General features: G+C 68.3%; 11 protein-coding genes. 8 read left to right on the forward strand and 3 right to left on the reverse strand.

Translation table 11 applies throughout. The annotated features are described in order from the left end of the window. Positions 1 to 23 precede the first annotated feature (23 nt). Together KM176_RS19225 and KM176_RS19230 are read right to left on the reverse strand one after the other, a co-directional pair. The gene (locus KM176_RS19225) at positions 24 to 1,073 is read right to left on the reverse strand and encodes an isopenicillin N synthase family dioxygenase (RefSeq protein ID WP_202397932.1); all 1,050 of its coding nucleotides are present in this window, start codon (positions 1,071 to 1,073) and stop codon (positions 24 to 26) included. Beyond that, positions 1,070 to 2,041, reverse strand: coding sequence for a LysR family transcriptional regulator (locus KM176_RS19230; protein ID WP_160895691.1), 972 nt, complete (start codon positions 2,039 to 2,041; stop codon positions 1,070 to 1,072). The genes KM176_RS19225 and KM176_RS19230 overlap by 4 nt, the downstream gene beginning before the upstream one ends. Before the next feature lie 166 nt (positions 2,042 to 2,207). Between KM176_RS19230 and KM176_RS19235 the strand changes: the two genes are divergently transcribed. The 4 genes from KM176_RS19235 to KM176_RS19250 are packed head-to-tail and all read left to right on the forward strand — an operon-like array spanning position 2,208 to position 6,802. Then, positions 2,208 to 3,302, forward strand: coding sequence for a BMP family ABC transporter substrate-binding protein (locus tag KM176_RS19235; protein ID WP_160895690.1), 1,095 nt, complete (start codon positions 2,208 to 2,210; stop codon positions 3,300 to 3,302). Continuing rightward, the gene (locus KM176_RS19240) at positions 3,299 to 4,831 is read left to right on the forward strand and encodes an ABC transporter ATP-binding protein (RefSeq protein WP_160895689.1); all 1,533 of its coding nucleotides are present in this window, start codon (positions 3,299 to 3,301) and stop codon (positions 4,829 to 4,831) included. Before KM176_RS19235 ends, KM176_RS19240 begins: the two co-directional genes overlap by 4 nt. Beyond that, complete coding sequence (locus KM176_RS19245; protein ID WP_160895688.1) at positions 4,824 to 5,885, forward strand: ABC transporter permease; 1,062 nt, start codon at positions 4,824 to 4,826, stop codon at positions 5,883 to 5,885. Before KM176_RS19240 ends, KM176_RS19245 begins: the two co-directional genes overlap by 8 nt. Next, on the forward strand, positions 5,882 to 6,802 hold the full coding sequence (locus KM176_RS19250) for an ABC transporter permease (protein ID WP_160895687.1): 921 nt from the start codon (positions 5,882 to 5,884) through the stop codon (positions 6,800 to 6,802). The genes KM176_RS19245 and KM176_RS19250 overlap by 4 nt, the downstream gene beginning before the upstream one ends. 33 nt (positions 6,803 to 6,835) lie before the next feature. On the opposite strand, the gene KM176_RS19255 is transcribed toward KM176_RS19250, so the two are convergent. Next, positions 6,836 to 7,609 (reverse strand): IclR family transcriptional regulator, encoded by a 774-nt coding sequence (locus KM176_RS19255; RefSeq protein ID WP_160895686.1) that lies wholly within the window; start codon positions 7,607 to 7,609, stop codon positions 6,836 to 6,838. Between the two features lie 152 nt (positions 7,610 to 7,761). Here KM176_RS19255 and KM176_RS19260 point away from each other — a divergent pair, with 152 nt between their 5' ends. The 4 genes from KM176_RS19260 (at position 7,762) to KM176_RS19275 (ending at position 12,066) form a co-directional block, all read left to right on the forward strand. After that, on the forward strand, positions 7,762 to 8,502 hold the full coding sequence (locus KM176_RS19260) for an SDR family NAD(P)-dependent oxidoreductase (RefSeq protein WP_160895685.1): 741 nt from the start codon (positions 7,762 to 7,764) through the stop codon (positions 8,500 to 8,502). Between the two features lie 362 nt (positions 8,503 to 8,864). Further along, positions 8,865 to 10,097 carry a branched-chain amino acid ABC transporter substrate-binding protein gene (locus tag KM176_RS19265; protein WP_160895684.1) on the forward strand — a complete coding sequence of 411 codons (1,233 nt, stop codon included), beginning with the start codon at positions 8,865 to 8,867 and terminating at the stop codon, positions 10,095 to 10,097. A 71-nt stretch (positions 10,098 to 10,168) separates the two neighbouring features. Then, positions 10,169 to 11,104, forward strand: coding sequence for an SMP-30/gluconolactonase/LRE family protein (locus KM176_RS19270; protein WP_160895683.1), 936 nt, complete (start codon positions 10,169 to 10,171; stop codon positions 11,102 to 11,104). 2 nt (positions 11,105 to 11,106) lie between these two features. Further along, positions 11,107 to 12,066, forward strand: coding sequence for a branched-chain amino acid ABC transporter permease (locus KM176_RS19275; protein WP_160895682.1), 960 nt, complete (start codon positions 11,107 to 11,109; stop codon positions 12,064 to 12,066). The last annotated feature ends 22 nt before the right edge of the window (positions 12,067 to 12,088 follow it).

Genomic DNA, 12,088 nt, shown 5'->3' on the forward strand with positions numbered 1-12,088 from the left:
TCACACCGCGCCCTTTTCGTTTGTCAGTCCTCGGCCTTGTTCTGGGCGGCATAGCCCGCGAAGGTCGCCTCGAAGCGGCTGTTGATATAGGCGCCCGAGGTGATCGGTTCGAACTGCGCGGGGTGATCGGCATCGACGCAGCTTTCCAGCGGCGTGATCTCGGCGTCGTAGTTCGGGCCGAAGAAGAACGGGATCGAGTAGCGCTCCTTGCCGGAACGGTTGATCGCGCGGTGCACGGTCGAGGCGAAGAGGCCATTGGTCCAGCGCGCCATCTGGTCGCCGATGTTGACCACGAAATGCCCCGGCAGCGGCGGCGCCGAGATCCATTCGCCATTGGCGTTCAGCGCCTGAAGCGCGTGGATGTCGTCCTGCGCCAGGATGGTGAAGCATTCGTAGTCGGAATGCGCGCCGATGCCGATCTGACGGTCGTCGATTTCGCCGAACTGGGGCGGGTAGTGCAGCAGGCGCAGGGTCGCGAGCGGCTTGCTGACCAGCGTGTCGAAGTGATCCTCGGGCAGGTCCAGCGCCAGCGCGAAGGCATGCAGCAGGTTCCGGCTGAGGGTGATCATCGCGTCGTAATAGGCCTCCACGTCGCCACGGAAGGCGGGCGCGCCCTCGGGCCAGAGGTTCGGACCGTAGAGATTCTTGCCGGCCAGCACGTCGGGATCGGTCTCGGGGACCTCAAGCGCGATGTCGAAGCTTTCGTGCAGGTCGCCCCGGGCGGTGGGGTCGGTGTTCTCTTCCAGCAGCGCCGCGTAGCCACGGTTGTTGCGCGACTTCGAGACGTGGATCGCCTGCTTGTCGGCATCGGGGCGCGCGAAGAAGTCCTGCGCGGCGCCGAAGGCCCCGTCGATGACCGCCTGCGGCACGGCGTGGTTGCGGATGTAGAAGAAGCCAACCTCGGTGCAGGCGCGGCGCAGTTCGGCCGCGAGGCGCTGGCGGGCCTCCTCGTCGGTGCCGAAGATCGGCGCCAGGTCGATCACCGGCAGGCTGTCGAAGGGCACGCGGTTGGGTTCCAGCCCGGCGCTCTTGAAGGTGCGGGTGCCGTTGCCGGTTTGCAGCATCGTGGTCATGGTTCTTTTTTCTCTCCTGTTGGGGCGTCGGGCCCGAAGCTGAGGGCATCGACGAAATAGCGCGGCCCGGCATAGGCAAAGCCGGGCTGGAAGTAGTCCTTGCAGAATTCGAGGAAGGCACGGGTGCGCGGCGCCACGTAGCGCGGATCGGGCACCCGGACGGTGATCGGATGGGACTGGGTCTGCCAGTCGGGCAACACCGGCACCAGATGGCCATGCGCCACCTCGAGCTCCGTGAAGAAGGCGGGCAGCAGGGCGATGCCGGCCCCGGCGACGGCGAAGTATTTCAGCGACCAGTAGTCATTGGCCACCACGTCCGCCGAAGGCTGGACGCGCTGGCGGCGCCGGCCCTGGGTCAGTTCCCAGGGCAGGATCTCTCCGGCGGCGCGGTAGAAGATGCCACGATGGGCGGCCAGGTCGTCGATGCTTTCGGGGGTGCCGGCCTCAGCCAGGTAGGCGGGGCTGGCGACCAGGCGGTGATGCACGCGCGACAGTACCTCGGCGCCCTGGGCGGTCTCGGCATCGCCGGACGAGAGGATGGCGTCGAAGCTGCGCTGCTGTGCCGCGTCGGGCTGGTCATTGGGCCCGAACAGCACCAGATCGACCCGCACGCGCGGGTTCAGCGCCCGGAAGGCCTGCAGCATCTGGGCATTCAGCGCGGTGCCGAATTCCCCCGAGGCGCCGATGCGCAGCAGCCCGGCGGCCTCTTCCTGCACGGCGGCGACGGCGGCCTGGGCATCATCGCAAAGCGCCAGGATCTGGCGCGCCCGCGCCATCAGCAGGCGCCCTGATTCCGTCATCTCGAGCGATTTGCCGCGCCGTTCGAACAGCACGGCGCCGATCCGCTCCTCCAGTTGCCTAAGTTTCAGGCTGATCGAGGACTTGGGGATTCCATGCAGCCGCGCCGCCGCGGACAGGGACCGGGCGTCTGCCACCTTAATGAAGAAGTCAAGTGCCTGTAAATCCATGGAAACCTGTTCAGTTATGTGAACGGAAACCCGAAAATATTCGAGTCATCGTCCACTTGATTGAACGATGAAATGCCGTCTATTGCAAGGGACACGACAGGGAACGAGGCCGTGCCCGCCGGTCGCACCGACGACCGGGGGCCCCTCAGAACACGGGGAAAGACACATGATCGCATCCATGCTGCGGGCCGGCGCCGTTCTGGCTCTGCCCTTCCTGGCGGCGGGCTCCGCCCAGGCCTTCGAGCTGAAGGCGCCGCCGAAGATCGCCTTCATTTACGCCACCACAGTCAAGGACGGCGGCTGGAACGAGGCCATCGATCAGGGCCGCGAGGCACTTGCGGACGAGCTGCACACCAAGATCGCCGTGGCCGAGAACATCCCCGAGGATGCCACCAGCCTGCGCAACGCGATCGACCTTTACGTCAAGCGCGGCTACAACATCATCGTCGGCACCACCTACGGCTATTCCGAGGCGATGGCCGAGGCCGCCAAGGCCTATCCCGATGTCGCCTTCTTCAATGCCTCGGGCGTCAACAACTCCGACAACATGGAAAGCTTCTACGCGCGCACCTATCAGGCCTGGTACCTGGCGGGGATGGCGGCGGGCGACATGTCCAAGACCGGCAAGGTCGGCATCCTGGCGGGCTTCCCGGTGGGCGTGGTGAACTGGGACCTGAACGGCTTTGCCCGCGGCGTGCAGGCCGCCAAGCCCGATGCCCAGACCATCGCCGTGTTCACCAACAGCTGGTGGGACCCGGTCAAGGAAGGCCAGGTCGCCGAGGCGATCCTGGATCAGGGCGCGGATGAGCTTGCCACCAACCTGTCGGCGGCTTCGGCGCTGAATGCCGCCGAGAAGCGCCCGGCGGGGGCGATCGGCTATCAGCTCGACATGTCCGCCGCCGCGCCCAAGCAGATCATCACCTCGGTGGTGTTCCACTGGGACAAGTATCTGGTGCCGCGCATCAAGGAAGTCATCGCCGGCACCTGGAAGCCGGAACCCTATGGCTGGTTCGAGGGGCTGTCCTCGGGCGTGGTGGGTCTGGCGCCCTGGGGTCCGAACGTCCCCGAGAGCACCAAGGAGAAGGTCGCCGCCGCCGAGAAGCAGATCATCGACGGCGATCTGAAGGTCTATGCCGGCCCGGTGCTGCGTCAGGACGGCACCGAGGTCGTGCCCGCCGGCAAGGTCCTGCCCGAGGAGGATCTCTGGACCATGGACTACTTCGTCAAGGGCGTGATCGGCACCATGCCGAAGACGCAATGACCCCCTCCGATACGTCCGGCAGGGGCCGCGCGCCGGCCCTGCTGATGCGCGATATCGACAAGGCCTTCGATGGCCACCCCGCGCTGACCGGCGCGGGGTTTCGCCTTGAATACGGCCATGTCCACGCGCTGGTGGGCGAGAACGGGGCGGGCAAGTCAACGATCATGAACGTCGCCACCGCCGTCTATGCCGCCGATGCCGGAGAGGTCATCGTCGATGGCTACGGCACCGCGCTGCGCACCCCGGCCGAGGCGCTTTCGGCGGGGCTGGGCATGGTGCACCAGCATTTCCGCCTGGTCGGGCGCTTCACCGTGGCCGAGAACGTGGCGCTGGCCCTGGGCGGGGCCGGTCAGCCCTGTTCCCTGTCCGAGGCCGCGCGGCGCGTGCGCGAGAAGGCGGCAGAGCTGGACTTCCGCCTTGATCCCCATGCCCGGGTCGAGCGTCTTTCGATTGCCGAACAGCAGCGCGCCGAGGTGCTGCGGGTGCTGCTGCTGGGCGCGCGCATCCTGATCCTGGACGAGCCGACGGCGGTGCTGACCGCCGCCGAGGCGCGGGCGCTGCTTGCGCTGGTGCGCCGCCTGGCGGACGAGGGGCGCGCGGTGGCGCTGGTCACCCACAAGCTGCACGAGGTCGCGGGCTATTGCGACCGGGTGACGATCATGCGTCAGGGCCGCACCGTGCTGGCCGCCGCCGAGGTGGCGGGCGCCGATCTGAACGACTTTGCCCGCCTCGCCGTGGGCGAGCTGCCCGACACGCCGCGCCCCGCGCCGGTGACGCCGGGTGCGCCGCTGCTGGAGATCGAGAACCTCTCGGTGCGCCGCGGTGATGGCTCGGCGGCGGTCGAGGGGCTGAGCCTGTCGCTGCGCGCCGGAGAGATCCTGGGCATCGCGGGCGTCGGCGGCAATGGCCAGCCAGAGCTGGTGGACTGCCTGAGCGGCCTCAGCCCGGCGGTGGCGGGCACTGTCCGGCTGGCGGGGCAGGAGGCGACGCGCGCCCCGGTGCGCCGGCGCCGTCGCGCGGGCCTGGCGGTGATCCCGGCGGACCGCTCGGACAGCGCGCTGATCGGCGGGCTGCCGCTGGCGCAGAACCTGGCGCTGACCGGCGTCTGGCGCGGCGCCTTCGGGCCGTTCTGGTGGCTGAACAAGGCGCGGATGCGCCGCGCCGCCGAAACCGCCATCACCGAACGCGACATTCGCGGCGGCGGTGTCGCCACCCCGGCGGGCCTTCTGTCGGGGGGCAATGCGCAGAAGCTGCTGCTGGCGCGCGAACTGGGCCCCGGGGCGCGGGTGATCGTGGCCCACTCCCCCTCGCGCGGGCTGGACCTGCGCGCCACGCGCGCCGTGCATGACGCGCTTCGCCAGGCGGTGCGCGAAGGCGCGGCCTGCCTGCTGATCAGTGAAGACCTTGAGGAAATCATGACCCTGTCCAACCGTATCGCGGTGATGAACCACGGCCGCCTGAGCGCGCCGATGCCGGTGGCCGAGGCCAGCGCCCAGGCGCTTGGCGCGCTGATGGCCGGCCATGCCTGAGGCGCCGCTGCTGATCCGCCGCCAGCGCGTGCCCGGCTGGCTGAGCGCGCTGTGCTATGCCGGCGGCCTGATCCTGGGGCTGGCGATTGCCGCCGGGCTGCTGATGGCGCTCGGCGTGCCGGGCCCCTCGCTCTGGGATGAATTCATCGTCGAAACCTTCCTGACCTCGGACGGGCTGAGCCAGACCCTGACCGCGATGATCCCGCTGGCGCTGGTGGGGCTGGGCTCCGCGTTGGCGATGCGGGTGGGGTTCTGGAACATCGGCATCTCGGGGCAGTTGTGGATGGGGGCGGTGGCGGCGACCTGGGTGTCGCTGCATGGCATCGGCCCCGGCGCGCTGCGCCTGCCGCTGATGCTGGTGCTCTCCTGCCTGGCGGGGGCCGCCTGGGTCGGCCTGCCGCTGCTGCTGCGGCTGAAATGGAACGTCAGCGAGGTGATCACCACGCTGATGCTGGGCTCCATCGCCTTTCTCTGGGTGCAGCACCTGCTGTTCGGCGCCTGGCGCGATACCACCACGGGCTTTGCCAATTCCCGCAGCTTCGCCCCCGAGGAGCGCCTGCCGCTGCTGGGCTGGGGCCATCTGCACGCCGGGATCTGGATCGTGCTGGGGGTGACGCTGCTGGGGGTTCTGGTGATGGCGACCAGCCGGGTGGGGTTCTACGCCCGCGCGGTCGGGCTGAACCCGCGCGCCGCGCGCGCCGCCGGCCTGCCGGTGCTGGGCACGATTGCCGGGCTGGTGCTGGCCTCGGGGGCGCTGTGCGGCCTTGCAGGGGCAGTGATCGTCACCGGCACGGAATACCGGCTCAGCCAGACCATCGGCGGAGACTACCTGTTCAGCGGCATCGTCATCGCCTTCCTGGCGCGCTCTCAGCTGCTGGCGGTGCTGGTGGTGGCCTTCGTGCTGGGCGGTTTCTACACCACCGGCAACGTGCTGAAGATGTTCTACGGCGTCTCCGAGGCGGTGGTGCTGCTGACTCAGGGGATCGTGCTGCTGACGGTGCTTTCGGCACAGCTCTTCTCGACCTATCGCATTGAACGCAGGGGGAATGCATGAGCGGGTTCCTGTTGTCCTGGGCCGCCACCGTGCCCGATTACGCCGCCCCCCTGCTGATCGCCGCCCTGGGGCTGGTGATCTGCGAGAAGGCCGGGGTGCTGAATCTCGCCCCAGAGGGGGTGATGGCGGTCGGTGCGATGACCGGCGCGCTGGTGGTGATGGGCGGGCAGGGGCCCTGGACCGGCCTTGCCGTGGGCGCGCTGGCGGGCATGGCCCTGTCGCTGTGCTTTGGCCTGGCCGTGGTGGTGTTCCGCGCCGACCAGACGCTGACCGGGCTGGCCACGGTGGCCGCCGGTCTGGGGCTGTCGGGGCTGTTCGGGCGCGACGCGGTGCAAAAGCCCTTCACCGGCCTGCCGCGCTTTGGCGAGACCGGCTGGGGCGCCGATCTGCCCCGCCTGCTGGGCCAGCAGAACGCGGTGATCGTGCTGGCGCTGGTGCTGATGGTGGCGGTGGGCCTGTGGCTGGGGCGCAGCCGCGCCGGCCTGCGCCTGCGCGCGGTCGGAGAGGACCCGGCCGCCGCCGATGTGGCGGGCGTCAATGTCCAGCGCGTGCAGCTTCTGGCGATTGCCGCGAGCGGCCTGCTGGGCGGTCTGGCCGGAGCCTACCTGTCCGTCGTTTCGGCGCAGGTCTGGGTCGAGGGGATGATCGCCGGGCGCGGCTGGATCGTCGTCGCACTGGTGATCTTCGCGGGCTGGCGCCCGGGGATGGTGCTGGTCGGAGCGCTGCTGTTTGGCGGTGCCGAGGCGCTGATGCCCCGGCTCCAGGCCGTCGGCGTGGCCTTCCCGGTCTATATCGGCGCCATGCTGCCCTATGCGCTGACGCTGGTGGTCTTCGTGGTCGCCATGCTGCGCCAGAGGGGCGCCGACGTGGCGCCCGCCGCCCTGGGCCGGGTCTTCCTGCGCCAGGACCGTCACTGAAACCGGCGCGGGGCCACCAGGCCCCGCCGCCGCCTAGCCTTCCGCGACCCGCTGCGCCACCGCCTCGGCGGTGCGTTGCAGCAGCGGCAGCAGCTCCATCGCGCGGGCATAGCTGAGCCGCTGGGAGATCGCGGAGACCGAGATCGCCAGCAGCGACAGTCCCAGCGGGTTGGGCACCGGCACCGTCAGCCCGGTGATCCCCACGAAGGTCACGTCCTGCGCCCAGCCGAAACCGCGCTGGCGCAGGAAGGCGATCTCGTCGCGCAGCCCGTCGGGGGTGGCGTTCAGGAACAGCGCCGGATCGTCGGAGGCGCGGGCGATGATGTCCTCGGCCTCTTCCTCGGGCATGGCGGCCAGCAGCGAGCGGCCGCAATGGGTCGAGACGAGGGGCCGGCTCTGGCTGGCGCCGACCACATGGGTGCGGATCGGGTAGGGCCCCTCGCAGCGCAGCAGGTAATGGCCGTAATCGCCCTGGCGCAGCGCCAGATAGGCGGTGTCTCCGCAGTCATCCGCCAGCTTCTGAAGCAGCGGGCGCAGCGCCTCGGGATTGCCGACGGGGCTGGGTGCGCTCAGCCCCAGCTCGTGCATCAGGGGGGCCAGCTGGTAGCGCCGGTCGCGGGTGCGGCGCACGAACTGCTCGCTGACCAGGGTGCCCAGGATCCGGTGCGCCGAGGGCCGGCTGAGCCCGGTGCCCGTGGTCACGTCGATCAGCCGGGCGCCGCGGGGCCCGTGGCGCGCCACTTCGCGCAGGATGGCGCAGGTGCGTTCCACCACCTGGCTCTTGCCGCCCTTGTCGTCTTTTTCCATCGCTTCGTTCCGGGGTTTCAGAAAGTCCGTCATACGGACCAAGTTAAAGGGCATTTTCAGAGATGCATAGGGGAAATCCCTTTTCATGTTGACTCTGATCGGAAAAGACCCTGCATCTGAGGTTCCATAAATGGACTATTGGAGGACGGTCGATGGAGATGAAGCGGTTCGAGGGCCAGGTGGCCGTGGTGACGGGGGGAGCGCGCGGCATCGGGCGCGCGGTGGCCGAACGGCTGGCGTCCGAGGGCGCCCGGGTGGTGATCTGGGATCTGAAGGGCGCCGAGGAAGCCGCTGCTGCGCTGCCGGGGAATGCGCTTGGGCTGGCGGTGGATGTCGGGCAGGAGGCCTCGGTCGCCGCGGCGGCTGAGCGCACGGAGGCGCTGTGCGGCCAGGTCGATATCCTGGTCACCGCGGCGGGCATCACCGGAGAGACCCGGCCCGTGCAGGGTCATCCCTATGACAGCTGGCGGCGGGTGGTGGATATCCATCTGGGCGGGGTCTTCCTGTGCGCGCGTTCGCTGCTGGATGGCATGGTGGCACGCGATCGGGGGCGGATCATCGCGGTGGCTTCGGTGGCGGGCAAGGAGGGCAATCCCAATGCCTCCAGCTACTCGGCGGCCAAGGCGGGGATCATCGGCTTCATCAAGTCGCTGGGCAAGGAGCTGGCGCCGACGGGCGTGCGCGCCAATGTCATCGCGCCCGGGCTGATCAACGCCCCGCTGATGGAGCAGCTGCCGCCCGAGCAGGTGGCCTTCTCTCTTTCGAAGATCCCGCAGGGCAGATTCGGCACGGTCGAGGAATGCGCCGCGATGATCGCCTTCATGGCCAGCGCCGAGTGTTCCTTCTGCTCGGGGGCGGTCTTTGACCTGTCCGGCGGGCGGGCGACCTACTGATCTGCCTGGGTTGGGGGAAATAAAAGTCCGGAATACAAACTTTCTAAAACACCGAAGATGTCCTGAAAGTCATTGATATAAATCAAATAAGGAAGGTCATCTTCGGGAAATTCGCGAAAAATCGTAAAATTTCCCGATCCTAAGTCCGACATGTGGACTGATCGGGTTGACGACGTGGGGTCCTTTTGGACATGTGGACCTCACGGAGCCCGTCCGGGGGCGTCTTCGCAGGAGGAAGGCGCCCCGGGCAGGACCGGGCGGGGCAACCCGCGAGGAGGAGGTTCTACGACAGTGCCGTTCCGGCTGGAAACCGGAAACCCCGCGTCCGCGGGCTCTCCAGCGCTGTCCCGAGGGAGGAAACCATGAAGAAACCGCAGATTCTGTTGACGTCGGCCATCGCGCTCTGGGCCGCCAGCGCCGCCCAGGCCGAGACCTTCAAGTTCGCCATGATCGACCCGTTCTCGGGTCCGGCGGCGATGGTCACCGAGCGCATCGAGAAGGTCCTGCGCTACGGCGTGGACGAGGTGAACGCCGAGGGCGGGCTGAACGGCGAAAAGATCGAGATCCTGACCTTCGACAACAAGATGTCCCCGCAGGAGACCGCGATCCAGGCGCAGAAGGCGATCGACGCAGGCGCGACGATCCTGCAAACCAGCGTGTCTTCGTCGAACACCTTCGCGCTGGTGGATTTCGTCAGGAAGCACAACCGCCGCAATCCCGATCACAAGGTCATCGTCTTCGACGGCGCCAGCCACGACCCGGCGATCACCGGCGAGAAATGCAGCTATTACAGCTTTTCCTGGGTGCTGAACGCCCATGCCAAGACCGCCGGTCTGGCCGCCTATCTGAAAAGCCGCCCCGATATCACCAAGGTCTTCCTGCTGAACGCCGAAGGCTCTTCCGGGCAGACCAGCCGTCAGGCCTTCCTCGACATGGTGGGCAAGGCGCGCCCCGATATCGAATGGGTGGGCGATGATACCCATCCCCTGCAGAAGATCACCGATTTCGCGCCCTATATCGCCAAGATCCGCGCCTCGGGCGCGCAGGCGGTGATCACCTCGGACTGGGGGGCGGATCTGTCGCTGGTGTTGAAGGCGGCTGGCGAGGGCGGGCTGAAGGCCGAATGGTTCACCTTCTTCTCGACCGGCCCCGGCGCGCCCACGGCGATTGCCCAGGCCGGGCTGGACGGGCTGGTCTATTCGGTCTTCGACGGCGATCCCGGACTGCCGGACGCGGGTCTTCAGGCCCATGAGGTCGCCTTCCGCGCCGCCACCGGCATCTCGGCCAGCCCCTTCCCGGGCGACAGCTCGGCGTTGCGGGCGCTGGTGGCGGCGGCGCAGAAGGCCGGCAGCCTCGAGGTCGATCCGCTGGTCGCGGCGCTGGAGGGATCCGAGTTCCGCACGATCTACGGCGCCCCCGCCACCCTGCGCCCCGAGGATCACCAGCTGCTGACCCAGATGTCGGTGTCGAAATTCGCCCCCGTTACGGGTGCGGCGCTGGACGAGGAAGGCACCGGCTGGGGCTGGCACAACGTGGCGGTGATCCCGGCATCGGAGGTCACCCTGCCCTCGACCTGCAAGATGAAGCGGCCCTGATCCGGCGCCCCGGATCCCGAAAGAGGGAAGGCGATCCCGCCTTCCCGGCGCTTCCTTCCAGTGAGATCGACATGACCAGAACCTCCTATCCCCATCGCGTCGTCGCCGAGGGCCTCGGGTTTCCCGAGGGGCCGGTGGTGTGCCCCGACGGCAGCGTGATCCTCTGCGAGATCAAGGCCCGCCGCCTGACCCGCATCCATCCCGACGGCAGCCGCGACGTGCTCTGCCAGCTTGAGGAGGCGCCGAACGGGGCCGCCCTGGGCGCCGATGGCGCGCTCTATATCTGCAACAACGGCGACGGCTTCGCCTGGGGCGCGCCGGGCGGCGTGACCCAGCCGGTCGGCGGCAACCCGGCCTTCTCGGGCGGGCGGATCGAGCGGGTGGACCTTGCCACCGGCACCGTGACCGAGCTGTATCGCAGCATCGGCGGCCATGACCTGCTGATGCCCAACGACATCGTCATCGACCGCGACGGCGGGCTTTGGTTCACCGATCACGGCACCCGCACGGCGCGCAGCTTTGTCCATGGCGGGCTGTATTACGGTCGGCCCGACGGCTCTTTCGCCTGCGAGGTCGCCTGGCCGATCACCACCGCCAACGGCGTCGGCCTCAGCCCCGATGAGAAGACCGTCTATGTCGCGGATACCGAGACGGGGCGGCTTTATTCCTATGCCGTCACCGGCCCCGGCACCATCGTGCCCCCCGATCCCTACCAGCCCGGCGCGGCGGTGCTGGCGCAGCTGAAGGGGTTCCGGCGCTACGACAGCCTGGCGGTGGAAGCGTGCGGCAACATCTGCTGCGCGGGCCTGACGCCCGGCTGCATCTCGGTCATCTCGCCTGCGGGCGAGGAGGTCGAGACCGTCGAGATGCCCGATCCCTTCTCGACCAACATCGCCTTCGGCGGCCCGGACATGCGCACGGCCTATGTGACGCTGTCGGGCTCGGGGCGGCTGATCGCGGTGGACTGGCCGCGGCCGGGTCTGAAACCAAACTTTTCGGGGCTGTGATCATGGGTCTGGACGTACTGAGCTTTTCCATCCTCAACAGCGTGCTCTACGGGATGCTGCTGTTCCTGCTGGCCTCGGGGCTGACGCTGATCTTTTCGATGATGGGCGTGCTGAACTTCGCCCATGCCAGCTTCTTCATGGTCGGCGCCTATCTTGGCTACGAGCTGTCCAAGGACATCGGCTTTTTCCCGGCGCTGGTGCTGGCGCCGCTGATCGTGGGGGTTCTGGGCGCGCTGGTCGAACGCTACGGGCTGCGGCGGGTGCACCGTTTCGGCCACCTGGGCGAGCTGCTGTTCACCTTCGGGCTGGCCTTCGTGATCGAGGAGGCGGTGCAGATGATCTGGGGCCGGTCCTCGCAGAACTTCGGGGTGCCTGCCGCGCTGGATTTCACCGCCTTCGAGCTGTTCGGCACCGGCTACCCGGCCTTCCGCGTCTTCATGCTGGTGGTGGCGGTGGCGGTCTTTGCCGGGCTCTGGCTGCTGCTGACGAAGACCCGGGTCGGGCTGATCGTGAAAGCCTCGCTCACCCATCCCGAGATGGTCTCCATGCTGGGGCACAACGTGCCGATGGTCTTCATGGCGGTGTTCGGCGTCGGCTCGGCGCTGGCGGGGATCGCCGGGGTGATCGCCGGGCCGGTGCTGGTCACGCAGCCCTCTATGGCGGCGTCGCTGGGGCCGATCCTGTTCGTCATCGTGGTGGTCGGGGGGCTGGGTTCGCTCTCGGGGGCCTTCATCGCCTCGCTGATCATCGGCTTCATCCAGACCTTCGCGGTGGCCATCGACCTGTCTGTGCGCGACGTCTTCGGCTGGCTGGGCGTGAGCGAGGCGCCGACCTTCCTGGGCCCGGTCTTCACCGATGCCTGGGGCGTGAGCGTGGCGCAGCTGGGGCCGGTGATCCCCTATCTGCTGCTGGTCGTCATGCTGATCTTCCGGCCTGCCGGGCTGGTCGGAAAACGCGGCTGAGCCGCCGGGGAGAGGAGGACTA

Origin of the sequence: Pseudooceanicola endophyticus, assembly GCF_018760365.1 — a bacterium.
Lineage (GTDB): Bacteria > Pseudomonadota > Alphaproteobacteria > Rhodobacterales > Rhodobacteraceae > Pseudooceanicola > Pseudooceanicola endophyticus.